Source organism: Brevibacterium linens (assembly GCF_003999335.1).
Lineage (GTDB): Bacteria > Actinomycetota > Actinomycetes > Actinomycetales > Brevibacteriaceae > Brevibacterium > Brevibacterium linens.
This window is the reverse complement of record NZ_CP026734.1, coordinates 2,446,195-2,469,764: the sequence shown is the minus strand read 5'-3', so window position 1 is coordinate 2,469,764 and position 23,570 is coordinate 2,446,195. Positions and strand designations below refer to the sequence as shown.

The 23,570-nt window shown below is 64.3% G+C and carries 26 protein-coding genes and 1 pseudogene; 20 read left to right on the top strand and 7 right to left on the bottom strand.

What is annotated here, in order from left to right; all coding sequences use genetic code 11:
- A complete protein-coding gene (gene lexA / locus CXR29_RS11185) occupies positions 1 to 756 on the bottom strand; it encodes a transcriptional repressor LexA (protein ID WP_092012603.1) in 756 nt (251 codons plus the stop codon).
- Positions 757 to 990: 234 nt separating this feature from the next.
- On the opposite strand from lexA, the gene CXR29_RS11180 reads away from it, so the two are divergent.
- From CXR29_RS11180 to CXR29_RS11135, 10 genes are all read left to right on the top strand, one after another.
- The gene (locus CXR29_RS11180) at positions 991 to 1,329 is read left to right on the top strand and encodes a LysM peptidoglycan-binding domain-containing protein (protein WP_127364555.1); all 339 of its coding nucleotides are present in this window, start codon (positions 991 to 993) and stop codon (positions 1,327 to 1,329) included.
- A gap of 138 nt (positions 1,330 to 1,467) precedes the next feature.
- A complete protein-coding gene (locus CXR29_RS11175) occupies positions 1,468 to 2,646 on the top strand; it encodes a histidinol-phosphate transaminase (RefSeq protein WP_241241423.1) in 1,179 nt (392 codons plus the stop codon).
- The gene (gene hisB / locus CXR29_RS11170; RefSeq protein WP_101553729.1) at positions 2,643 to 3,239 is read left to right on the top strand and encodes an imidazoleglycerol-phosphate dehydratase HisB; all 597 of its coding nucleotides are present in this window, start codon (positions 2,643 to 2,645) and stop codon (positions 3,237 to 3,239) included. Before CXR29_RS11175 ends, hisB begins: the two co-directional genes overlap by 4 nt.
- Positions 3,236 to 3,838 (top strand): hypothetical protein, encoded by a 603-nt coding sequence (locus tag CXR29_RS11165; RefSeq protein ID WP_025779765.1) that lies wholly within the window; start codon positions 3,236 to 3,238, stop codon positions 3,836 to 3,838. The genes hisB and CXR29_RS11165 overlap by 4 nt, the downstream gene beginning before the upstream one ends.
- Positions 3,835 to 4,527 carry an imidazole glycerol phosphate synthase subunit HisH gene (gene hisH / locus CXR29_RS11160; protein WP_101553730.1) on the top strand — a complete coding sequence of 231 codons (693 nt, stop codon included), beginning with the start codon at positions 3,835 to 3,837 and terminating at the stop codon, positions 4,525 to 4,527. The genes CXR29_RS11165 and hisH overlap by 4 nt, the downstream gene beginning before the upstream one ends.
- Before the next feature lie 58 nt (positions 4,528 to 4,585).
- The gene (gene priA / locus CXR29_RS11155; RefSeq protein ID WP_101553731.1) at positions 4,586 to 5,323 is read left to right on the top strand and encodes a bifunctional 1-(5-phosphoribosyl)-5-((5-phosphoribosylamino)methylideneamino)imidazole-4-carboxamide isomerase/phosphoribosylanthranilate isomerase PriA; all 738 of its coding nucleotides are present in this window, start codon (positions 4,586 to 4,588) and stop codon (positions 5,321 to 5,323) included.
- The gene (locus CXR29_RS11150; RefSeq protein ID WP_101553732.1) at positions 5,274 to 6,182 is read left to right on the top strand and encodes an SseB family protein; all 909 of its coding nucleotides are present in this window, start codon (positions 5,274 to 5,276) and stop codon (positions 6,180 to 6,182) included. Before priA ends, CXR29_RS11150 begins: the two co-directional genes overlap by 50 nt.
- Positions 6,183 to 6,228: 46 nt before the next feature.
- Positions 6,229 to 7,575, top strand: a complete 1,347-nt coding sequence (locus CXR29_RS11145) for a M20 family metallopeptidase (RefSeq protein WP_127364553.1) — start codon at positions 6,229 to 6,231, stop codon at positions 7,573 to 7,575.
- A 49-nt stretch (positions 7,576 to 7,624) separates the two neighbouring features.
- Positions 7,625 to 9,268: an AbgT family transporter gene (locus CXR29_RS11140; protein ID WP_127364552.1), complete on the top strand. Its 1,644-nt coding sequence runs from the start codon at positions 7,625 to 7,627 to the stop codon at positions 9,266 to 9,268.
- A 2-nt stretch (positions 9,269 to 9,270) separates the two neighbouring features.
- The gene (locus tag CXR29_RS11135; RefSeq protein ID WP_127364551.1) at positions 9,271 to 9,645 is read left to right on the top strand and encodes a VOC family protein; all 375 of its coding nucleotides are present in this window, start codon (positions 9,271 to 9,273) and stop codon (positions 9,643 to 9,645) included.
- A gap of 66 nt (positions 9,646 to 9,711) precedes the next feature.
- Here CXR29_RS11135 and CXR29_RS11130 read toward each other — a convergent pair whose 3' ends face one another.
- Positions 9,712 to 10,692: an NAD-dependent epimerase/dehydratase family protein gene (locus tag CXR29_RS11130; RefSeq protein ID WP_101553734.1), complete on the bottom strand. Its 981-nt coding sequence runs from the start codon at positions 10,690 to 10,692 to the stop codon at positions 9,712 to 9,714.
- A 135-nt stretch (positions 10,693 to 10,827) separates the two neighbouring features.
- On the opposite strand from CXR29_RS11130, the gene CXR29_RS11125 reads away from it, so the two are divergent.
- Positions 10,828 to 11,538, top strand: a complete 711-nt coding sequence (locus CXR29_RS11125; RefSeq protein WP_101553735.1) for a TetR/AcrR family transcriptional regulator — start codon at positions 10,828 to 10,830, stop codon at positions 11,536 to 11,538.
- A 110-nt stretch (positions 11,539 to 11,648) separates the two neighbouring features.
- On the opposite strand, the gene CXR29_RS11120 is transcribed toward CXR29_RS11125, so the two are convergent.
- Positions 11,649 to 12,020 carry a DUF1844 domain-containing protein gene (locus tag CXR29_RS11120; RefSeq protein ID WP_101595253.1) on the bottom strand — a complete coding sequence of 124 codons (372 nt, stop codon included), beginning with the start codon at positions 12,018 to 12,020 and terminating at the stop codon, positions 11,649 to 11,651.
- Positions 12,021 to 12,368: 348 nt separating this feature from the next.
- Between CXR29_RS11120 and infC the strand changes: the two genes are divergently transcribed.
- The 4 genes from infC (at position 12,369) to CXR29_RS11100 (ending at position 14,786) form a co-directional block, all read left to right on the top strand.
- Positions 12,369 to 12,950 (top strand): translation initiation factor IF-3, encoded by a 582-nt coding sequence (gene infC, locus CXR29_RS11115; protein ID WP_062861917.1) that lies wholly within the window; start codon positions 12,369 to 12,371, stop codon positions 12,948 to 12,950.
- Between the two features lie 100 nt (positions 12,951 to 13,050).
- On the top strand, positions 13,051 to 13,257 hold the full coding sequence (gene rpmI / locus CXR29_RS11110) for a 50S ribosomal protein L35 (protein WP_101553737.1): 207 nt from the start codon (positions 13,051 to 13,053) through the stop codon (positions 13,255 to 13,257).
- A gap of 127 nt (positions 13,258 to 13,384) precedes the next feature.
- Positions 13,385 to 13,774 (top strand): 50S ribosomal protein L20, encoded by a 390-nt coding sequence (gene rplT, locus CXR29_RS11105; RefSeq protein ID WP_025779787.1) that lies wholly within the window; start codon positions 13,385 to 13,387, stop codon positions 13,772 to 13,774.
- A 190-nt stretch (positions 13,775 to 13,964) separates the two neighbouring features.
- A complete protein-coding gene (locus tag CXR29_RS11100) occupies positions 13,965 to 14,786 on the top strand; it encodes a TrmH family RNA methyltransferase (RefSeq protein ID WP_127364550.1) in 822 nt (273 codons plus the stop codon).
- Between the two features lie 139 nt (positions 14,787 to 14,925).
- Here the strand turns inward: CXR29_RS11100 and CXR29_RS11095 are convergent, their stop codons facing one another.
- From CXR29_RS11095 to CXR29_RS11085, 3 genes are all read right to left on the bottom strand, one after another.
- On the bottom strand, positions 14,926 to 15,477 hold the full coding sequence (locus tag CXR29_RS11095) for a hypothetical protein (RefSeq protein WP_101553739.1): 552 nt from the start codon (positions 15,475 to 15,477) through the stop codon (positions 14,926 to 14,928).
- 69 nt (positions 15,478 to 15,546) lie between these two features.
- A complete protein-coding gene (locus tag CXR29_RS11090) occupies positions 15,547 to 15,816 on the bottom strand; it encodes a hypothetical protein (protein WP_101595260.1) in 270 nt (89 codons plus the stop codon).
- Between the two features lie 107 nt (positions 15,817 to 15,923).
- Positions 15,924 to 16,136, bottom strand: coding sequence for a ribonuclease PH (locus tag CXR29_RS11085; protein WP_127364549.1), 213 nt, complete (start codon positions 16,134 to 16,136; stop codon positions 15,924 to 15,926).
- 145 nt (positions 16,137 to 16,281) lie between these two features.
- On the opposite strand from CXR29_RS11085, the gene CXR29_RS11080 reads away from it, so the two are divergent.
- Positions 16,282 to 16,941 (top strand): pentapeptide repeat-containing protein, encoded by a 660-nt coding sequence (locus tag CXR29_RS11080; RefSeq protein ID WP_101553742.1) that lies wholly within the window; start codon positions 16,282 to 16,284, stop codon positions 16,939 to 16,941.
- A 151-nt stretch (positions 16,942 to 17,092) separates the two neighbouring features.
- Positions 17,093 to 17,515 (top strand): annotated as a pseudogene (locus CXR29_RS11075) (polysaccharide deacetylase family protein); the annotation flags it as partial.
- Positions 17,516 to 17,633: 118 nt separating this feature from the next.
- Here CXR29_RS11075 and CXR29_RS11070 read toward each other — a convergent pair.
- A complete protein-coding gene (locus CXR29_RS11070; RefSeq protein ID WP_277601923.1) occupies positions 17,634 to 18,698 on the bottom strand; it encodes a thiamine pyrophosphate-binding protein in 1,065 nt (354 codons plus the stop codon).
- A gap of 180 nt (positions 18,699 to 18,878) precedes the next feature.
- On the opposite strand from CXR29_RS11070, the gene pheS reads away from it, so the two are divergent.
- The 3 genes from pheS (at position 18,879) to CXR29_RS11055 (ending at position 23,570) form a co-directional block, all read left to right on the top strand.
- Positions 18,879 to 19,922, top strand: coding sequence for a phenylalanine--tRNA ligase subunit alpha (gene pheS / locus CXR29_RS11065; RefSeq protein ID WP_127364548.1), 1,044 nt, complete (start codon positions 18,879 to 18,881; stop codon positions 19,920 to 19,922).
- Between the two features lies 1 nt (position 19,923).
- A complete protein-coding gene (gene pheT / locus CXR29_RS11060; RefSeq protein ID WP_127364547.1) occupies positions 19,924 to 22,509 on the top strand; it encodes a phenylalanine--tRNA ligase subunit beta in 2,586 nt (861 codons plus the stop codon).
- Positions 22,510 to 22,688: 179 nt separating this feature from the next.
- Entirely contained in the window at positions 22,689 to 23,570 is an 882-nt protein-coding gene (locus CXR29_RS11055; protein WP_127364546.1) for an SDR family NAD(P)-dependent oxidoreductase, read from the top strand.

Below are 23,570 nucleotides of genomic sequence, written 5' to 3'. Positions count from 1 at the left end.
TCAGAGGCGACGGATGACGGCGACGACGAGGCCCATGATCTGCGCGTAGGTGCCGTCGATGGGTTCGTAGTTCTCGTTCTGCGGCATCAGCCACTGCTGACCGGCCTTGCGTTTGAGCGTCTTCACCGTGGCCTCGCCGTCGAGCAGGGCGGCGACGATCTGACCGTTGTCAGCTGTGTGCTGCTTGCGCACGACCACCCAGTCGTCGTGGCAGATGGCGGCCTCGATCATCGAATCGCCGACGACCTTGAGCAGGAACATCTCACCTGAGCCGACGACCTGGGTCGGCAAGGAGAAGACATCGTCGACTTCCTGTTCGGCCAGGATCGGACCACCGGCGGCGATGCGTCCGACGACCGGCACCTGCACGGTGTTGTTGGCCAGCTCCTCGTACTTCGCGCGCTCGGCCTCTTCCTCTTCGAACGGGTTGACCACTTCGATGGCACGCGGGCGCTTCGGGTCGCGGCGGACATAGCCGAGGCGTTCGAGCTGGGAGAGCTGGTGGGCGACGCTGGAGAGGGAGGCCAGCCCGGCGGCCTTGCCGATCTCGCGCATGCTCGGCGGGTAGCCGTTGGTCACGACCGCGCGTTCGATGGTCTCGAGCACGAGACGCTGACGGGGAGTGAGGCGGAAGTCGCCCTCACCGGAAGACCCCTCAGGGATCTGGACCACGTCGTCATCGGTGCGAGCGGCAGCGATCTCGCTGGCAACATCTTCGTTGCGAGGCCTGCCTCTGCCCCGTTTGTTCTGAACCATTGCTCGTTCCCCTTCGTTCTATTCCCTGCCGCTGAACGCCGTGATCTCCGCTTCGGAAATTCTCGTGTCAGTGCCGACTGAGATGGTTCTGACAGATCAATCAACAACGCTGGTTCCCTCTCATTGTCGCATAGATGTTCGAGTTGGACTGGACATTTGTTCGATTGGCATGTTGAATAGAACAGACGTTCTACCGATTACTGGTGGAATCGTACGAATGAAAGAGGTAATGCGATGTCTGCACAGAACACCGAGCTGCACCTGACCCCTCGTGGACGCCAGGCTGTGCGCCTTCTCCGGACCCTGCTCGTCGCTCTCGTCGTCATCGGCGGGGCGGTCCTCCTCGCCACCCAGTCGTTCTCGGCCGCTGCTGTTGCCGAATCGGAGTCGGAGAGCATCGGCATCGACGCCGAGGCGGTCGTCGTCGGTGAGGGCGAATCGCTGTGGACCGTGGCGTCGAATCTCGGCATCGAACGCGACACCCGCGATGTGGTTGCCGATATCGTCGAGATCAACCACCTGGACACCCCGACGGTTCACCCCGGCCAGACCCTCGACGTCCCCGTCCGCTGAGGCCGAACCCTGCTCGACCGGCAGGGCGCCGGCCCGACCGGCAGCGCGCTGACCCGTTCGATCGGATGAGCCGACCGGCCGATCTCGATGCCCGACCCGCCGCCCGGGCGGCGGGGACCTCTCGGTAGAATGATCGCCGTGGGAAACATCGACTCTCTGCCAGTGCGTTCAGACCTCGTCGGCCTCAAGCCGTACGGGGCTCCGCACCTCAATGTGCCGGTCCAGCTCAACGTCAACGAGAACGCATATCCGCTTCCGGACGTCGTCGTCGAGAGCATGCGCGCAGCCGTCGACGATCACTTCGCCGGACTCAACCGATATCCCGATCGCGAATTCACCGCACTGCGCGAACATCTCGTCACCTACTTGGACGGTGTGAACGAACGTGCCGGAGACACCGTCGACCTCGACCCCTCCATGATCTGGGCCGCCAACGGGTCGAACGAAGTGCTCAGCCATATCGTCCAGGCCTTCGGCGGACCGGGCCGCACCGTTCTCGGGTTCACTCCCTCCTATTCGATGCACCCGCTCATCACCACGGGCACCGGAGCCGATTGGCAGCACGTCGAACGCAAGGACGATTTCACTCTCGATGCCGAGACGGTCGCCGCCGAAGTGGCGCGGGCGAATCCGGACATCGTCTTCCTGTGCACCCCGAACAATCCGACCGGCACCTCGATCGGCCTCGACGTCATCGAAGCCGCCTACGACAACTGCGCAGGAATCGTCATCGTCGACGAGGCATATGCGGAATTCTCCCGCCCCGCCAAGTCCTCGGCGATGACTCTGCTCGACGGCCGGCCCCGCCTCGTCGTCTCCCGGACCATGAGCAAGGCCTTCGCCTGTGCTGGCCTGCGCTTGGGCTACGCCATCGCCGCCCCCGAGCTCATCGACGTCCTCCGCCTCGTCCGCCTGCCCTACCACCTGTCCGAGGTCACTCAGGTGCTCGCCTGCACGGCACTCGAACACGCGGAGCTGCTGCTGGGCAACGTCGACCGACTCATCGACTCGCGCAACCGCATGTCGAGCCACCTCGCCGAGGCGGGTTTCACCGTCCACGACAGCGATTCGAACTTCGTCCTCTTCGGCAACATCGCCTCACCGGCCGAGCTGTGGCAGAAGCTGCTCGATCGCGGAATCCTCATCCGCGATATCGGCATCACCGGCCACGCCCGCGTCAACGCCGGCACCGAGGCAGAGACCGAAGCGTTTCTGACCGCCATCGACGAGATCCTCGCCGACGACCCTGACCTCCTCGCGGACCGTCCGCAGTCTCCGACCCCGTCACCAGCCGCCCCGACGAAAGGCACTCCATGAGGCAGGCCCAGAACTCACGCACCACCTCCGAGTCCACGGTGTCCGTGTCCGTCAACCTCGACGGCACCGGTACCTCGACCATCTCCACGAGCGTGCCGTTCTTCGACCATATGCTCACCGCCTTGTCGAAGCACTCGATGATCGACCTCGACATCACCGCCACCGGCGACACCCACATCGACGTCCACCACACCGTCGAAGACACCTCCATCGTCCTCGGCCAGACCATTCGCGAAGCACTCGGCGACAAGGTCGGCATCCGCCGCTACGGCTTCGCCGCCGTGCCGCTGGACGAAGCACTGGCCCAGTGCGTCGTCGACGTCTCCGGTCGTCCCTACTTCGTCCACGAAGGCGAACCCGAAGGCCAGCAGTACCACCTCATCGGTGGTCACTTCACCGGTTCGATGACCTCCCACTCGCTGGAATCGATCGCCTTCAACGGCGGACTGACCGTCCACCTCGACCTGGTTCGCGGCCGCGACCCGCACCACATCGTCGAAGCCGAATTCAAGGCCTTCGCCCGCGCGCTGCGGCAGGCCGTCGAGACCGACCCGCGGAGCAACTCCGTTCCCAGCACCAAGGGAGTCCTGTGAGCACGACCGTCATCGTGACCCCTTTCGGGGTCGCCCAGCAGCTGGCCGCCGCCTGCGTGCTGTCGAACATCTCCGGCACCATCGTGCCGATCGGTGAGTTCAGCGGCATCGTCCTCGCCGACACCGATGTCGAAGCCGGCAACGAGGCGGCCGCGGCGATCTCGAAGCTCGCCGGCAAACATGAGGTCCTCCTCCTCGTGCGCAGCGAAGAGCAGATCGACGCCGGCCACTTCCGCCACGGCGCCCGAGAATCCGATGTGCCGGCCGGACTGGCACTGAAGAACCTCCCCGATGTCCTCGAAGGGCTGCTGCTCGAAACCGTTGCCGCAGACGACGTCGAAGGCAGCATCAGAACCGATTCGATGACGAAGCTGCAGGCCAGTGCGGCCACGATGAGCCCGGGACGGGCAGCCATGGCGCGCACGGCACTGCTGTGGATCATCGCCGCCGTCCTCGCCGGACTCGTCACCGCCTTCGGCATTGCGCTCGCGCTGGGCGGGAACACCATCGCCTGGGTCGTCGCCGTGCTCGGCGTCATCGTCCTCGGGTTCTCCCTGTGGAGGATCTGGTCAGTGCTGAGCAAGGGGGCGAAGCGATGAGGACAGTCGCCGTCCTCGACTACGGAGCCGGCAATGTCCGCTCCGCCGTGCGTGCAGTCGCCGCGGCCGGTGCCGAGGTCACGCTCACGGCCGACCGCGATGTCATCAACGACTCCGACGGACTGCTGGTCCCCGGGGTCGGCGCGTTTTCGGCCGTGATGGCCGGACTCGACAACGTCGGGGGAGTCGACCTCATCCGTGCCCGCCACGAACAGGGCCGACCGCTGCTCGGCATCTGCGTCGGCCTCCAGGTGTTCTTCTCCCGCGGTGAGGAACACGGCGTGAAGACCGACGGCATCGGCCTGTGGCCCGGCGCCGTCACCGGCCTCGAAGCCCCGGTCATCCCGCATATGGGTTGGTCGAAGGTCAGTGCACCTGCAGACTCGGCCATGTTCGCGGGCGTCGGGGACGAACGCTTCTACTTCGTCCACTCCTATGCCGCGACCGAGCCGCCGCCGAATGCGACGGTGACGACCGCCCGTCACGGCAGCGACTTCATCGCCGCTGTCGAGGACGGCACCACCTGGGCCGCACAGTTCCATCCCGAGAAGTCCGCCGAGGCGGGCGCCAGGCTGCTGCGCAACTGGCTCGCCTCGTTCGCCGCCGACAGCAGCCCCGACGGCGGTTTCGTCAGCACCAGCGATTCCGGCAGCATCGGCAGCACCCCCACAGACCCACTCAGCTCCTGACCGAGCACACCGACTATGGTTGCCTCAAACCCCGTGGCGCCCTGGCAGAAAGGTCACAATGACAGACAGTTCGAACAAGCTGGTCCTCCTCCCCGCCGTCGACGTCGCCGACGGCAAGGCCGTCCGCCTCGTCCAGGGCGAAGCCGGAACCGAAACCGACTACGGTTCACCCATCGACGCCGCCCAGGACTTCGAGAGCCGCGGCGCCGAATGGATCCACCTCGTCGACCTCGACGCCGCCTTCGGACGCGGATCGAACTCGGATCTGCTCAACCAGGTCGTCAAGGCCGTGGGGATCAAGGTCGAACTCTCCGGTGGAATCCGTGACACCGAAAGCCTCGAACGCGCACTCGACACCGGGGCCGAGCGCGTCAACATCGGCACTGCCGCCCTGGAGAACCCCGACTGGACCGCGGAGATGATCTCGCGCTTCGGCGATCAGGTCGCCATCGGCCTCGACGTGCGCGGAACCACCCTGGCCGCCCGCGGCTGGACGAAGGAAGGCGGAGACCTCTACGAAGTCCTGAACACCCTCGAAGCCGCCGGCTGCTCCCGCTACGTCGTCACCGATGTGCGCAAGGACGGCACCCTGCAGGGTCCCAATGTCGACCTGCTCAAGGACCTCGCGCAGAAGACCGATTCTCCGATCGTCGCCTCCGGCGGAGTCTCGAGCCTCGATGACCTGCGTGCCCTCCGTGAGCTCGTGCCCTTCGGCGTCGACTCCGCGATCGTGGGCAAGGCACTCTATGCCGGCAAGTTCACCCTGGAAGAAGCCCTCGACGTCGCAGGACGGTGAGCCGGTGAGCACGCACTCGCACGAGCCGCGCCGGCCGGACGAGCCGGGCCACTCGCCCGAGCCTCACGAGCCCCGGTCCGCCGCATCTGCCGACCAAGCAGGTGACGCCCAGGCCCCGACGGATTCCGCCGGTCAGGCGTGGGCGGGCCGGGACCTCAAACCCAACCCGTTCTCCGGTGACACCGGGCTGGCCGATGCGGCCCTGCTGGAGGCCATGACCCAGGTCGCTCAGGCACCCCTGGATCCTGCCGCACACCAGCAGGTCGTCCGGGCTCTGTCCGGGACCAGGCTCTACGCCCCGATCGTGCCGATGGCTCTCGACCAGGAGGTCGGGGAGAACGGGCTGATGGCCGACAACTCCTCGGAGATGGCGATGGTCCGCCTCCAAGCCGAGGACGGACGCGAGTGCACCCCGGGATTCTCCGGAATCCCACCATTGACGGCGTGGCATTCGGACGCCCGTCCCGTGCCGATCGAATCCGAGCGGCTCGTCCTCGGGGCGATCGAGGCCGAATCCCAGCTCGTCGTCCTCGACCCGGGTGCCGAGTCCTCATTTCTGCTGCGCCGTCCGGCGATGTTCGCGTTCGTGCAGTCCCAGCCCTGGACTCCGTCCTGGGCCGACGCCGAGGTCGCCGGGCGTCTGCGTGCCATCGCCGAGTCCTTCCCCTGGCTGGCTCGGATCGGTGTGAGTCCCGGCAGCAACAGCGTTCACCTCGGTGGGCCGGAGCTCGGCATCACGCTCGGCGTCGAGTCCGAGGTGGCCCCGGAGGAAGTGCGCCGGTTCCAGGAGGCCGTCGCCGGTGACGAGGACCTCGTCGCGAAGATCGATTCCCTGGCCATCCGCCTCGTCGAAGTCTGAGCGTTCCGGGCGTGTCAGATCGGCAGGGCCCCTATGCTTATGACCCATGAGCGAAATCCGTGACCTCAGTCACTCGACCGCGCCGGACGACAGCTACCTCGACGAGATGGCCCGGCAGACCCGGGCGCGAGCCGAGCAGGCCGCCGAGTGGTCCTCCGACTTCACCGGCGCCCCGGAGGCGAGCCGGTCCGTCGTCGCCGAGGGCCTCAACGCAGCCGAGGGCGACCTGACGGGCCTGCTCCACACCATCCACGGCCTTGCCGAGACCGCCTTCGAAGAATTCGATTCGGTGGCCGCGATCGCCTCGGTGCTGGACAATCACGGAGTCGACGTCGAGACCGGCCTCTACGGTGTGACGACGACCCTGCGCGCCACGACCGGTTCGGGCGACGGGCGCACGATCGCGATCCTCGCCGAATACGACGCCCTGCCCGAGATCGGGCACGCCTGCGGGCACAACATCATCGCCACCGCCGGAGTCGGCGCCTTCCTCGCCCTCCACGCCCTGTACGAGAAAGATCCTGCAGCCGTGCCGGGCACCGTCGTGCTGCTGGGCACCCCGGCCGAGGAGGGGCATTCGGGCAAGGAGGTCATGGCCCGGGCCGGTGCCTTCGACGGCATCGAGGCGGCCATCATGGTCCACGGCTACGGGTATGACTGCGCCGACCAGGTATGGCTGGGACGTCGCCTGCTCAAGGTCACGTACTCAGGGGTCGCCGCTCACGCCTCGGCGCAGCCCTTCATGGGGCGCAACGCCCTCGACGCGGCGAACCTGTTCTACCAGGGGCTCGGCCTGATGCGGCAGCAGATGCCGCCGATCTCCCGCCTGCACGCGGTCATCACCGACGGCGGAACGAGACCGTCGATCATCACCGAATCCGCGACCGTGCAGTGCTACGTCCGCTCGAAGTTCCCCGAAACGCTCAAAGAGCTCTCCGACCGGGTCGAGGACGCGGCGAAAGGTGCCGCACTCATGACCGGAACCGGCGTCACGGTCGACTGGGACGACCACCCGCCCTCGCTGCCCGTGCGTACGAACCAGGCGCTGACCGCCCGTTGGGCCGAACACGAACAGACCCGCGGGCGCCAGCCGCTGCCCGCCGGCGTCCTCGACGAATCGATCGCCGCGTCCACGGACTTCGGCAACGTCTCCTACCGGATTCCCGGCATCCATCCGCTCATCAAGACCACTGACGCCGAGGTGGCCCTGCACACCCGTGAATTCGCCGAGGCAGCGCAGACCCCGGCCGCCGAATCTGCGGCACTCGACGGGGCCTATGGTCTTGCGTGCACCGCCCTGGATTTCCTCGCCGACGATGCCCTCGCCGCCGAGGTGACCGAGGAATTCGTCCGCGACGGGGGAGCCATCGACGTCGAGCACTTCTTCGACTGAGACCGTCCCGCCGCACCCAGACCCGCTCCATCGAAGAGAAGGACCGTTCATGTCGACGGCGACAGATGGGAAGGTCGGTTTCGGCCAGCGCACGCTGGACTGGATCGAACGCATCGGAAACAAGCTGCCCGAACCGTTCACGCTGTTCCTCGGGCTCTTCATCATCACCGGCCTCGTGTCCACCGCCATGGCCATGGCCGATGTCACCGTGGCCATCCCCGGCGGCGATGAGACCATCGCGATCAAGGGACTGTTCACGGGGGAGGGCCTGTCGTGGCTGACCACGACGATGGGCGACAACTACATCGGCTTCCCGCCCCTGGCCACGGTGCTGCCGATCCTGCTCGCAGTCGGTGTGGCCGAGAAGTCGGGGATGCTCGCCGCGGCCGTGCGGATCGCCTTCGGCAAGAGTCCGAAATGGCTGCTGCCCTACGCCGTCGGCTTCGTCGGAGTGGTCGGGTCGATCATGGCCGACTCGGCGTTCGTCATCATTCCGCCTCTGGCCGCGCTTGTGTTCAAAGCGGCAGGACGGCATCCGATGGCCGGCCTCATCGGCGGGTTCGCCGCCACCGGCGCCGGCTATTCGACGTCGATCGTCCCCACGAGCCTCGACGCACTATTCGCCGGGATCACCACCTCGGTGATGGAGACCCTGCCGAACACCGACTACACCGCGGTCAACCCGGTCTCGAACTACTATTTCAACATCGCCTCGTCGATCGTTCTGGCCGTCATCGCCGGCTTCATCATCGATCGGCTCATCGAACCGAACATGGTGCGCAAGGGAGTGCCCCGCGAATACGCGAACGCTTCGGGGAGCGGCCTGGCCCGCGAATACCAAGCACCCGACAGCCCCTACGGGGACGCCTCGGCGACGTCAGATGCTTCCGGCGAGGACGATGCCACCGAGATCAAGGCCGAACTCGAGCCGGAGGAGAAACGCGGACTGATCTGGTCGCTCGTGGCGGCACTGCTGCTGACCGCGGTGATCCTGTTCTCCGTACTCATCCCGAACTCACCATGGCGGAACGAGGACGGCGGCTTCCTCCCGGAGTCTCCGCTGCTGTCGTCGATCGTGTTCATCGTCTTCGCCTACTTCATGCTCATGGGCGTCGTCTACGGCTTCGTCGTGCGCACCGTCCGGTCGATGAATGACCTGGTGAGGATGATGAGTCAATCGATCATCGACATGATGTCCTTCCTCATCCTCGCGTTCATCCTCGGCCAGTTCATCGCCCTGTTCAACTGGACCGGCATCGGTTCGTGGATCGCCGTCGCGGGAGCGTCGGGGCTCGAAGCGATCGGTCTGACCGGGTTCGCCGCGGTCATCGGCTTCATGCTCCTGGCCAGTGTGCTCAACCTGTTCATCATCTCCGGCTCGTCGATGTGGACGCTCATGGCAGCCGTGTTCGTCCCGCTGTTCTCCCTGCTCGGCTACGAACCTGCGTTCATCCAGGCCGGGTTCCGCGTCGGTGACTCGGCCACTCAGGTCATCACCCCGCTCAATCCGTACATGATCGTCCTCCTCGGCCTCGTCCGCCGCTATGAGCCGAATGCTGGGCTGGGCACGGTGATCTCGCGTATGTTCCCGTTCGTCATCCCGTTCTGGCTGGCCTGGGCCGTGCTGCTGGGCATCTGGTTCGTCTTCGACCTGCCGCTGGGACCGGGCAACGGAATCCACCTCGGAGGCTGATCATGGTGAGTCGAATTGGGGATCTCGTAGTCAAATCCCGAAACCCAGATCGGCTGAGCCGATTCTGGTGCGAAGCGCTGGGGTACGAAGTTGTTGCCACGGATGAAACTGGGATCGCAATATCAGGGGCACCGAATGCTCCGACCATTCTCTTCGAGCGTTCGAACGATTCATTTGGGGACAGTGTTCTGCATCTCGACCTTTGTCCTACTGACCGCAGCCAGGCGGACGAGCTGGAACGACTTGTGGCGTTGGGGGCGACGAAGACTCACGTCGTGCCGTCAGGAAGCTGGCACGTCCTCGCTGACCCTGAAGGCCACAAGTTCTGTCTCATGGCCAAGCGCATCCCAGCGGAGCCGGAAGACTTCCACGATTGAGAAATAGTCCTACCTGACACAGTGCTCGTACGCAATGATGTCACCGCCGTCTCCGCGTGACCCGGCTCAGAGCATCTGCCGCACACCTTCGCGCCAGTCGGTCGTTCCGACCTTCTGTGCCAAGTCGCTGGAGGCGATGACGCAGGGTTCGTACCAGATCGGTGCCAACTGGTTGAGCTCGTAGAAGGAGCGTTCGAACGCACCGACGGCGCGGGTCGCCCAGCGTGGGACCGAGAGCGGACGTTTGTGCTTCTGCTCAAGAGTGTCCGCGGTGAAGTCGGCGATCTCGGTCAGGGTCGGATTCGATGCCGGTGCGATCCGCAGTTGATGCGTCCCCGCGGGGACGGACTTCAGATCCTCTGCCGCCTGGATCATTGCGGCAGCGTGGTCGGCGATGAGGGTGATGCCGTGAGGGACGTCGGTGCGTGCCGGCACCATCGCCCGGCGCCCGGCGGAAATCGGTTCGGTGATGCACATCCGCACGACCGATGACCACTTCTCTGCGGTTCGGCCGAGCAGATCACCGGCGATGACGCTGGCTGCCGTTGCCGAATGAGCGGCACGGGCTTCGATGAGCCGCTGTCGGATTCGTCCCTTTTCCTCGAACGGGGTGAACGGGGAGGATTCGGTGATCGGGGAGTCGAAGCCGGCGAAGGCATAGACCGATTCCGGGAAGACCACGGGAATGTCGAGTTCAGCCGCGATGTCGAGGACCGCGGCGTCGAGTCGGGGGAGGAGCCGCTCCCATTTCCGACTGTCGTAGGGTGCATGTGCGCAGGCGAAGATCACATCGACGCCGGCGGCGGCCTCGGCTAACTGCGCGCGGTCGCTGGCATCGGCTTTGACATGAGTGGGAGCGCTGACTGTCGTCATCCCAGTCATTGACGACATTTCCGATGGGGCGGTCGCGTTGGTCGCGTCGGCCGAGGTGCTGGATGGACCTCTTCCGGAGCGGGTGGCGATGCGGACATCTGTGCCCGACGCTATGAGCTGAGCCGCGATCTCCGAACCGATCTGACCATTGCCGATGACGAGTGCTGTTTTCATGACGGATCCCTTCCGATGCCTCCGAACTATAAGCGAGAGCAGTGCTCTCTCGAATCAGCGTAGGCCTCGACGGTCGACAATTCAAGAGCAATGCTCACTGTTGTCATCAATGCTCTCGAAAAGTAGGGTGAAGCCATGACTGAGACTCCGCGGCAGCGCGCCCGCATTGAGACGGAAGCGCAGATCACGGCCATCGGCAATCGCATGATCGATGACGACGGCGTCGACGGGTTGTCACTGCGGGCGATCGCTCGTGAGCTCGGAGTCGTCTCCAGTGCGGTCTACCGCTACGTGAAGAGCCGCGATGAACTGCTGACGATCCTCATCCGCGATGCCTACACCCAGATCGCCGACGCTGTCGACGAAGCCATGGAGGGGGAGCGGAGCGTGGAGGTTCTCGCCGTGAGGATGCTCGAGTGGTCTCGCGCCTACCCGAATCGGTGGGCGCTCATCTACGGCACTCCGATCGTCGGTTATGAAGCTCCCCGAGAGGAGACCGTGGTGCCGGGGACTCGAATCATGGTGACGCTCGCGGAGCTGATCGCGGCAACTCAGAACGACACCGAGGTGGCAACTGAGAGCGGTGCGAAAGCGAGCGGATCAGCGGCGAAGAATTCACGGGCCAATAGAGAGCAGCGAGGGATGGAGGCCGCGCTGCAGCCTCTGCGGGACGGGCTTGCGGAACTCGGTCTCGACTATGACGATCACGTGATTTTGGAGACCATCACGATCTGGGTTGCTGTGATCGGGCTGATCAACGGTCTGCGGTTCGGCCAGTTCGGGCCGGGATTCGACCACGTCGAAGACGATCTCATGTCCGAGGTGATCGGCCGTCTCGGAGCGTGAATCGGTGAACGTCTGCGGGCAAGGACACGGCCGCCTCGGCGAATGAGAATACGACAACGGCCCCCGATCGTCGATCGAGGGCCGCGGCCTGAACGGTCAGCGGGGGAGCGTCAGCGGACGGGGCCGGTGAACTTCTCTCCGGGGCCTTCGCCGGGGGCGTCGGGAATCTCCGAGGCCTCGCGGAAGGCCAGCTGCAGGCTGCGGAGTCCATCGCGCAGCGGGCGGGCGTGGTGGTCGCCGATCACGGTGGCGGCGCCGGTGACGAAGCCGGCCAGCGCGGTGATCAGCTTGCGGGCCTCATCGAGGTCCTGGAGGTCGGCGCCGTGGCCTTCGGTGGTGTCCTCGGCCAGGCCGCACTTGACGGCGGCGGCGGACATGAGGTGGACGGCGCTGGAGGTGATGACCTCGACGGCGGGGACCTCGGCGATGTCGCGCGTAACGTCGGCGATCGCCTCGGCGGGAACAGATTCTTCAGAACTCATGCCATAAGCTTGACATATAAATCAACGTGGCGATCACACCAGGGCCTCGATGTGCGAAGAGTCATGAAGCGTAGTACACTGGTAGCTGGTGCGAAGCGGAGTCTGTCTCCCACCTTGATCGCGAAGAGCGATCGGGTCCAAAGATCTGTCCTTCGGGCATTGTCCGAATGGGTGCAGATCGAGGTGTATTCACCGAACGTACGTCTACCGTACTGCTCGTGTGTGCAGGCTCCCTTGGCATGTGTCAACGGGAGCCTTTTTCGTTGCCACGACCACATTTGAGCAAAAAGGAGTGAACACATCAGCGAGACGCGCATCAATGACCGGATTCGGGTTCCCGAGGTCCGGTTGGTCGGACCCAATGGTGAACAGGTCGGTATCGTTGCCATTCGCAAGGCACTCGATCTCGCCGGTGAGGCCGGACTCGACCTCGTCGAGGTAGCCCCGCAGGCGAAGCCACCCGTAGCCAAGCTCATGGACTACGGAAAATTCAAATATGAATCTGCCCAGAAGGCCAGAGAAGCCCGGAAGAACCAGGCGAACACTGCGCTGAAGGAGATCCGCTTCCGTCTCAAGATCGACGAACACGATTACGAGACGAAGAAGGGCCACGTCACCCGCTTCCTCGAAGGCGGCGACAAGGTCAAGGTCATGATCATGTTCCGCGGACGTGAGCAGTCCCGGCCCGAGATGGGCATCAAGCTGCTCAACCGCTTGGCCGAAGATGTGTCCGACCTCGGCTCCGTCGAATCCTCACCGCGAGTCGACGGACGCAACATGGTGATGGTTATCGCCCCGCACAAGTCAAAGTCTGACGCCAAGGCGGAAGCCCGGAAGGCATCAGCTGGTGCCAAGGGCAAGTCCGCTGAGGTGAAGTCCCGTCGCGATCGGGTCGCTGCCGAGAAGAACTCAGCTCGCCCGGACGCGTGAGAAATTAAGTACGTCGCGTTCCAGGCCCGTCCTGGACTGTGCGTGTGAAGTAGTTGCAGGCGGTCGACGTCGGCAACGAATTGCAAAGGAGAACGGCACTATGCCGAAGCAGAAGACGAACAGCAGCGCCAAGAAGCGCATGCGCGTGACTGGCAGTGGCAAGATCATGCGTGAAGGCGTGAACAACCAGCACAAGTTCGAGGGCAAGACCTCGGCTCGTAAGCGCCGCGTGTCCACCGACCAGGTCATCACCGGTGGCGACCGCGCCAAGGCCCGCAAGCTTCTGGGCAAGCTCAAGGGCAGATGAGACCCCTTTCGGGTCTTCGCTTTCCGGCAGCAGCCGGGAACTCCCACGGGCAGTCGACATCGGCTGTCTCAGCTTGAACCAGAGTCCGGCACCGCCGGCAGATACGAACTTTTCAAAGGAGTAACACGTGGCACGTGTGAAGAGAGCGGTCAACGCTCACAAGAAGCGCCGGGTCATCCTCGACCGGGCAAGCGGCTACCGGGGACAGCGCTCGCGCCTGTACCGCAAGGCCAAAGAACAGGTCATCCACTCGCTGGTCTACAGCTACCGTGACCGTCGCAAGCGCAAGGGCGACTTCCGTCGTCTCTGGATCCAGCGCATCAACGCCGGCGCCCGTGCCAACGGCATGACCTACAACCGTTTCATCCAGGGCCTCAAGGCCGCTGGAGTCGAGGTCGACCGTCGCATGCTCGCCGAGCTCGCCGTGAACGACTCGGCCACCTTCGCGCACCTGGTCAAGGTCGCCAAGGATGCTCTTCCTGCTGACGTCAACGCAGCGAAGACCGACGCCGCCTGAGCAGCGTCAACTCAAGACTCCGGTCACCAAGTGACTGACCGATCGCCTCGGTGATCGACGACGGCCCCGAACTGCAGGTTCGGGGCCGTCGGTCTTTCTGCCAGGACCTGCCTGGTCCCCAGATTCCCTCCTGTCTCCTCAGGCCCCGCTTCTTCCACTTCAGCACTCAACGGATCGAGAACACGGTTTCATGAAACTCCCTGACGTCATCTCCTCACCTCAGTCGAAGCGGATCAGGAACGCCGCGAAGCTGCTCAAACGCCGTGATCGCAAGGCCACGGGGCAGTTCCTCGTCGAGGGTCCGCAGGCCGTCCGTGAGGCGCTGGCGTGCAAGGGCTCCGTCGTCGAGCTGTTCATCACCGAGGAGGCCGCCGAGGAGCATTCCTCGTTCGTCTCCGCGGCGAAGCACGGTCGCATGCAGTGCAGCATCGTCACCGGTGAGGTGCTCACCGAGCTTGCGACGACCGTGAACTCCCAAGGGGTCGTGGCCGTGTGCAAGGCTCTCGACGTGGATCTGACCTCGGTGCTCGACAAGGAAGCTCAGCTCGTTGTCGTTCTGTCGCAGGTGCGTGATCCGGGCAACGCCGGCACGATCATCCGACTGGCCGATGCTGCGGGCGCCGATGCCGTGGTGCTGACGTCGTCGTCGGTGGATGTCTATAACGACAAGGTCGTGCGGTCGACCGCCGGTTCGCTCTTCCACATTCCCGTCGTCACCGGAGTCGGCCTGTCCGAGGTGACCGAACTGGCCCGTGCCCGTGGGCTGCAGGTGCTCGCCGCCGACGCCAATGACGAAGCCCACGATCTTCACCACCCGTGGGACACCGGGCTGGATCTCACCGCACGGACCGCCTGGGTCTTCGGCAATGAAGCGTGGGGGATGAGCGCCGAGGATTTGTCGTTGTGTGATGCGTCTGTCGCTGTTCCGATCTATGGTTCGGCCGAAAGCCTCAACCTCGGCACCGCTGCCGGGGTCTGCATTTACGAGAGTGCTCGGAACCAGCGGATGTGAGGGGCTAGGCGGGCTGCGGACTCGGGCAGGTCTGTCAAGAGGCGGACCTGCCCCGGCCGAGACCGGGGCAGGCAACGGAAGGGAGGACCTTGATCTTGCGACCTTCGGCCTCCGAGTGCAGTCTACCCATTTTCCATCGTCAGGTAGCGTCTGGATCGGAGTCGACGTGGTGCCTGAGAATTGCGGCCGACATCCTTCTGCGACTGGTTTCTGTCACCTCGTCGGCCTCAGGCAGCCAGTGCACTAGAAGATCGGCGAGGTCGGACGGTATGTCGAGTTGCTCTGCTTCTGCGGCGCTCCAGCAGATGTCTGCGAGTGCTAGTCCGAATTCTCCGGTGGAGGCTGCGAGTTCGCCCAGCCCGGTATCGACACCGTGAGACTTGAGCAGAGCCAAGAACGGCCAGTAGAGCTCCTCACCGTCACCGACGATCGGCTTCCCTGCCGACGGGCTGTGAAGCTTGACGCGAGCGAGGTTGTAGGCGAAATCGAGGTAGTCATCGTACGCCCGCCAGCCGCGCCAAGCGCCGAGCGTGTCGATGATGTCGCCAGGGACGGCCAGACGCTTGTCGGCGACGATGCCGACGAGCCGCCGGATCCGAGCTTCGATGTCGGGTTCGTCAGTGGCGGCTGCTGCGTCACTGCTCTCGAGCAGGTGGCTGAGCGAGGTGGCAAGCTCATCGTCCGTCATCATTGCGCTCCCCGTCCGGTCTTTTCGATCGCCTGTGCCCAGTTCGAGTGATGCTCCTGCGCGTACCGATTTTCAGGAAGCAGAGGCCAAGAGCTGGCTGGCTCTTTGGTAGGAAACACCCAAAGTCTCACCGATGTCCCGCACAGTCATTCCCAATTTGCGCAGCTCCTCGGCAGCCTGACGTGACTCGGACGCTGCCTGACTATTAGCGGTGGCAACGATTTCTCTCAGTCTGGCTGCCTCTTGCAGATGCTCTTGGGCGGCGCTGGGAACGATCGGAACAACTGTGACTTCAACTTCTGGTTCGGGAACATCGGCAACGAAAGCGATAGCTTCCGGCATGATCTTCCTGGCTTCCGCGAGTGATCTAGATTGTGACAGTGCTCCGGGGACTTCGCGGCACTGCAATGACCACCAGGATCCGTTGCGGGTTGCTTCGACTGTGTATGTCACTTCCGCCACCATCCTTTCCCGAGTTCCTTCGCGTACTGATCAAAGAATTTTCGTGCAGTGACATCGTCGATTTCACTGTGCCGACCGAGCGTGGATCGAGTCTGTCCGACCGTGACACCTGTGTGGTTGGTGAGTTCGGTCAACGAAAAATCTCTCCCGGCTGCTTTGGCTGCTTGTTTGAGCTTCTTGAGAACAGCCGTCCGCTTCATTTCTTAAGTCTAGTGCAGGTTAGACAGGGGCGTCTAGAGCGATCTAGACATCTGGCTCGTTGAAATGAAACTGCTCCGGTGGGGTTTTGTCTGCGTCTACTGTTGGATGAAATGCCGTGTCCGTAGGAGCCGTTAGGGTGGCACTATGGCCACCGAATCTCCGCGCCCACCGAAGCTCAGCCTCGACGATCTGGTTCAGGGCTTCCTCGGTGATATCGGTCCCGAGGAATTCCTCGAAGGGATGGAGTTCAGCGACCTCAACCTCGCCGAGGCGGACGCCACCCAAGCGACGTTCCTCGACTGTCGAATGACGAACGTGAACTTCGGCGACGCCGAAGCTCCGATCGACCTCACCGGGGCCAGGATCTCCGGAACGGAGATCATGGACTGCCGCGCCGACACCTGGAGCATGCCCCGCGGAAACCTTTTGCACACAGCGATCTCTGGAACGCGGATCGGTGCCGGCGTTGTCTATGACAGCGTGTGGGAGAAAGTGCGATTCACCAACTGCCGCATCTCCTACCTCAACCTGCGGGAGTCGAAGCTCACCGACGTCGAGTTCCGCGACTGCAAGATCGACGAGATCGACCTCGACCGAGCTAAGGCCAGCCGGGTTGCTTTTCCGGGCAGCAGTGTCGGGGTGTTCCAATGCGAAGGCGTCACCCTCGGCAACGTCGACATTCGGGGCTTGGAACCGCACAAGATCTCCGGAGCCCACTCTCTGCGCGGAGCGACCATCGACGACACTCAGCTCATGCTCTTCGCTGAACTCTTCGCCTCGGAACTCGGAATCACCGTGGAGTGAGCACGGGAGTTTCCTAGCGGAGTAGCAAGGTCTCTGACCTGGTGAGACACCTATTGCGCAGATCACACTTCGGTGAAAGACTCACAGCATCGCGGCATTCGCCCGCAGCGAATCCGCGTTCTCACTTTCGACTCGACGGAGGATTCGCAAGATGGCCAAAGAGATTTTCGTATCGCTCGGCATCGACATCGATGCAGTGTCAGGTTGGCTCGGTTCCTACGGCGGGGAAGACTCTCCCTCGGACATTCAGCGGGGCATCTTCGCCGGCGAAATCGGAGTTCCCAGGTTGCTGAAGATGCTCAAACGCCGCGATCTCAAGGCAAGCTGGTTCATCCCCGGTCATTCGCTCGAGACCTTCCCTGACCAATGCAAGATGGTGCACGACGACGGACATGAGATCGGCGCCCACGGCTATAGCCACGAGAACCCCGTCGCAATGACGAACCGTCAGGAAGACATCGTCATGGAGAAGTCCGTCGAGCTCATCACGAACCTCACCGGCAGCCAGCCGCGTGGCTACGTCGCCCCGTGGTGGGAGCTGAGCGCATACACTCCAGAGCTGCTCAAGAAGTTCGGTTTCGAATACGACCACAGCCAGAGCCACAAGGATTTCGTGCCGTACTACTCCATCGCCGGCGACGAATGGACGCCGATCGACTATTCGCAGTCGCCGGAAACGTGGATGAAGCCGCTCAAACACGGCAAGGAGATCGACCTCGTCGAGATCGCCGCGAACTGGACCTGTCCGCGAAATTTCCCAACTTGGAGTGGAATGGGCACACCTCGGCGAGCTTGTCCAGGGACGGGCCCAGGTCACCGATGACCTCGAACTGCGGGAAATACACCTGCTCGACGATGGCAGGACGGTACCCGATGTGGACGACGGTCGGCCCGGTCTCGTCCATCGTGAACGGCGGCTTCTCGGTCGTATCGTGACCGATGGTGACGATGACGTCGGCGGCATCGATCGCGTCGTGGACATAGTCACCGGAGGTCAGGGCCGCCGTGCCCATGTACAGATCCGACGACCCCGACACCGATCCCTTGCCCATCTGCGTGGTGACGTAGGGGATGCGCATCTGGGCGACGAAACGCGACAGCGCCTCACTGCAGGAGGCCCGGGAAGCATCCGCACCGAGCATGAGCAGCGGGTTCTTCGCCTCCTTGATGACGTTCGCGGCGTTCGCGATCGCCGTATCTCCGGCGACGGGCCGACTGTTCGTATGCGGTTCGATGAGCTCGAACCCGTCGACCGGCATCCCTGCGATGTCCTCGGGCAGTTCGAGGTGCACCGGTCCCGGACGCTCGGCCTGAGCGGCGCGGAACGCCTCCCGGACCATCGTCGGGATCATCGCCGCCGAGGTGATCTGCTTGCTCACCTTCGTCAGCGGTTCCATCGTCGCCACCGTGTTGACCATCTGGAACGCCGCCTGCTCGGCCGTGCGGATGCCCTTCTGGCCGGTGATCATGATGACCGGCATCCCGCCGAGGTGGGCGTACGCGGCCCCGGTCGCCAGGTTGAGCGCGCCGGGCCCCAAAGTCGTGAGCACGACCCCGGGCTTGCCGGTCAGCCGACCGTAGGTGGCGGCCATGAACGCGGCCGCCTGCTCATGCCGGGTGAGGATGAGTTCGATCGATGAGTTCCGCAGGGAGTCGACGAAGTCGAGGTTCTCCTCGCCGGGAAGGCCGAAGATCCGCTCGACGCCTTCGTTCTCCAGGGCTCTGACCATGACATCTGATGCACGTTGTGTCGTCATGTGCCCGACCCTACGCCTCACGCGGCTCGATCCCTATGACCAGCCCCACACCACCGACACCGAGGCGGCCCACCCACCCAGCGGACCCGACCTGGGCCCAGCCGGGGGAGACGATAGACTGGCAGGCGAAGAGAAACGACGTCCCCTCAGCTGCGGGCAAGTACGGACAAAAGGACATTGATGACAGACCAACTCGACCCCTTGGACGAGTCGGCCGTGAAGCAGGCCGTCGACGCGGCACTCAAGGCTTTCGCGGATGCGACGACGCTCGACGAGCTCAAGCAGGCGAAGATCGACCACACCGGCGACAAAGCCCCGTTGGCGCTCGCCAACCGAGCCATCGGCTCACTGGAGAAGGCCGATAAGGCCGCCGCCGGCAAGATCGTCGGCAAGTCCAGGGGACAGGTCAAGCAAGCCCACGACGCACGCCTGGCCGAACTCGAAGCCGAACGCGATGCGGCCGTGCTCATCGAAGAGGCCATCGACGTCACCCTGCCCACCGATCGTCGCCGCCTCGGCGCTCGCCACCCGCTGAGCCTCATCCAGGAACAGGCCGCGGACTACTTCGTCGGCCTCGGCTGGGAAGTCGCCGAAGGCCCCGAGATCGAATCCGAATGGCTGAACTTCGACGCGCTCAACTTCGGACCCGACCATCCGGCCCGCCAGATGCAGGACACGTTCTTCGTCGACCCACCTGAGGCCGGCCTCGTCCTGCGCACCCACACCTCACCGGTGCAGTCACGCTCCCTGCTCGAGCGCGGCGTGCCGCTCTACGTCGTGTGCCCGGGCAAGACCTTCCGCACCGATGAGCTCGACGCCACCCACACCCCGGTCTTCCACCAGATCGAAGGCATCGCCATCGACAAGGGCCTGACCATGGCCAACCTGCAGGGCACCCTCGACGGATTCGCCCGCGAGATGTTCGGACCCGAGTCGAAGACCCGCCTGCGCCCGAGCTTCTTCCCGTTCACCGAACCGAGCGCGGAGATGGACTTCTGGTTCCCCAACAAGGTCGGCGGTCCCGGCTGGATCGAATGGGGCGGCTGCGGAATGGTCCACCCCAACGTGCTGCGCGCCGCCGGCATCGACCCCGACGTCTACCAGGGCTTCGCCTTCGGCATGGGCATCGAACGCACCCTGATGCTGCGTGAGGGAATCAACGATATGCACGATATGGTCGAAGGCGATGTGCGCTTCTCGGCCCGTTTCGGAATGAAGGCTTGATATGCGCGTCCCACTGAACTGGCTGGCCGACTATGTCGATCTCCCTGCCGAGACCGACCCCCATGCCCTCGCCGCCGAATTCGCGGCCATCGGACTCGAGGAGGAGGACTTCTTCGGCCCCGAGATCACCGGGCCCCTCGTCGTCGGCCGGGTGCTCGAGCTCGTCAAGGAAGAGCACTCGAACGGCAAGACCGTCAACTGGTGCCGCGTCGACGTCGGCCCCGAACACAACGAAGATCTCGACGATCCGAAGGACCCGCAGCCCGGACCCGAGGTGCCCAGCCGCGGCATCATCTGCGGTGCGCACAACTTCGTGCCCGGCGACCTCATCGTCGCCTGCCTGCCCGGAGCCGTCCTGCCCGGTGACTTCGCCATCGCTGCGCGGAAGACCTACGGTCACAAGTCCGACGGCATGATCTGCTCGGCCAAGGAACTCGGCCTCGGCGAGGATCACGACGGCATCATCGTGCTGACCGACCTCGGGCTGACCGGTGAGCCCGGCGACGATGCGATCGCGCTGCTCGGCCTCGACCAGGTCACCCTCGACGTCAACGTCACCCCCGACCGCGGGTACCAGCTGTCGATGCGCGGCATCGCCCGCGAATATGCGCAGATGAAGGGTCAGACCTTCACGGACATCGGATCCGCCGAGGTGGCTCCCACCAATGCGGCCACCGACGATGGCTTCCCGGTGTCGGTTGAGGACAACAACCCCATCAACGAGGTGGCTGGCTGTGACCAGTTCACCGCACTTCAGGTCACCGGGCTGAATCCGGCTGCGAAGACTCCGTTCTGGATGCAGCGTCGTCTGCAGCAGGCGGGAATGCGTCCGATCAGCCTGACTGTCGATGTCACGAACTACGTCATGCTCGAGCTCGGCCAGCCTCTGCACGCCTACGACACTTCGCTGCTCGGCGACGAGATCGTCGTCCGCCGTGCGAGTGCGGGGGAGAAGTTCACGACTCTCGACGATGTCGAGCGCACGCTCGATCCCGAGGATCTGCTCATCACCGACCGCGGTTCTGGTGCGACTGGCAAGGGTGGAAAGATCATCGGTCTGGCCGGCGTCATGGGCGGCGCCGACGTCGAAGTTCATGCAGGGACCACTGATGTCGTCATCGAGGCCGCTCACTTCGACCCGATCTCGATTGCCCGCACCTCACGTCGTCACAAGCTGTCTTCGGAGGCCTCGCGTCGCTTCGAACGCGGCGTCGACCCGAGGCTCGGGCCTGTGGCCGCACGTCGGTGCGCTGACCTGCTCGTCGAACTCGGCGGCGGAACGCTCAGCCCTGCGACCACGCAGATCGGGCAGGCTCCCGAGCCGACCATCATCGAACTCCCGGTCGAACGCGTCGCCTCGCTGGTCGGCGTCGAGTACACGACCGCCGAGGTGGCCTCACTGGTCGAGGGCATCGGCGCAACTGTGTCGACTAAGGACGATGAGACGGTGTCGGTGACCGTGCCCAGCTGGCGCACCGACATCACCGACGACATCGACCTCATCGAGGAAGTCGCCCGCACTGCCGGCTACGACCGCATCCCCTCCGTTCAGCCCGCCGCTCGGGCCGGTAACGGACTGACGGTAGCGCAGAAGACGCGTCGCCGGATCTCGAACTTGTTGGCTGCCGACGGGTTTACCGAGGTGCTGTCGTACCCGTTCACGAACGATAAACGGGATGACCAGCTGCGGCTCGAGGCCGATGATGTGCGTCGCAAGCACGTGCGCCTGGCCAACCCGATGTCCGAAGACCTGCCGCTCATGCGCACCAACCTGCTCTCGACTCTCGTCGACCTCGTGGTTCGCAACCAGGGCCGTGGGGCGAAGGACGTTGCGCTGTTCGAGGCGGGACTGGTGTCCACCTCGGCGGGTCTGCCTGAAGGTCCCGGACCGCGTCACCTGCCCGGATACCACCCGAGCGATGACGAGCTCGAGGCGATCTACGCCTCGGTGCCGCATCAGCCTTATCACTATGCCGGCATCATCTCCGGCAATGCGGAGATGCCCGGCGTCTGGGGCAAGGGCCGTAAGGCCGAGGCGACGGATGTCATCGACACCGTCCGCCGGATCGCATCAGTCAACGGCCTTGAAGTCACCGTCGAGGCCGATCAGATTGCCCCGTGGCATCCGGGAAGGGCTGCGAAGTTCGTCCTCGCCGACGGTCAGGTGCTCGGTCACGCGGGTGAGCTGCACCCGAAGGTGTGCGAGAACCTCGGCCTGCCGGCACGGACGGTCGGATTCGAGATCGATCTTGACGCATTGCTGGCTCAGGAGGATCTGCGTGCCTGGGACGGTGCGCTGTCGACCTATCCGGTGTCGCGTCAGGACGTTGCGCTCATCGTCGATGCCGAGCTGCCGACGCAGACTCTGGCCGCGACGCTGCGCGAAGGTGCAGGGGAGGAGCTCGAACTGCTCGAGACCTTCGACCTCTACACCGGCGACCAGCTGCCCGCAGGCAAGAAGTCGCTGGCGTTCAGGTTGACCTTCCGCGCCCCGGATCGTACGCTCAAGGCCGATGAGGCCTCGGCGATGCGTGAGGCGGCCACGAAGCTGGCGGCCGAGCGTCACGGCGCTGAAGTCCGCAGCTGAGAACAGTGCGTCACAGAGCCCGGTCGACCGTTACAGTGGTTCGACCGGGTTCTGTTGTATTCGCTCCGAGCATCGCAGCAGCGAGCACGCGAGTACCCGAACGCGCGGGCGTGAGCACCTGTTCCGCGCACCTGGACAACTGACCACCCGCACCCGACCAACACCGAGGAGTCCCGATCATGTCCGAGAAGCTGCCCTACGGCACCAACACGCCCACGACCGATGGGGCCTCTGAAGCGACAGCGGTTCCGTCCGAGACGATCGCGCTCATCACCGGCGGTGCCCGCGGAATCGGGCGTCATCTGTCCGAGGCGTTTGCGAAGGCTGGCTATGACGTGATCGTCACGGCCACCTCGGCGGAGAAGGCAGAAGCCGCGGCTGATGAGATCGCTGCGGCGTCCGAGGGAACGGCGACCGGTGTCGGTTTGCGCACCGATGACATCACTGCGGTGAACCAGCTGTGTGACTCTGTCGCCGAGCTTGAGAAATCGACGGGCAAGCGTCTGCAGGTGCTCATCAACAATGCCGGGCGCATCGAGTCGACCGAGGGGCCACTGTGGGATGCCGATCCGGAGAGCCTCAAGGGCGTCGTCGACGCGAACGTGCTCGGCGTCGCGCTTATGATCAACGTCTTCGCGCCGGTGCTGATGGCGGGCGCCGAGGCGACCGGTCGACCCAGCCGCATCATCGACCTCAACTCGGGATCGGGAGCGCAGGGGACTCCCGCGTATGCCGTGTACTCGGCGTCAAAGGCATCTCTTTTCCGTCTGGCCGATTCCGTAGTCCACTTCGGGCACGACAAAGGCCTGCGCATCTTTGAGATGGCCCCCGGCGTCGTCGAAACCGCTATGACGAAGTCGATGCCCGTCCATGATTTTCGGGAAGGTGATGACTGGACCTCACCCGAGCAGGTCACGGATCTCGCATTGGCTCTGGCTTCGGGGACACTGGACGCGTTCACCGGGCGTTATGTTCGGGCGGGTGCGGATACGGAGGAGTCGCTGCTCGCCGAGGCGGATGGCGGACTGTCGGATGCGAACCGTCGGATGGTGCTTGGCTGA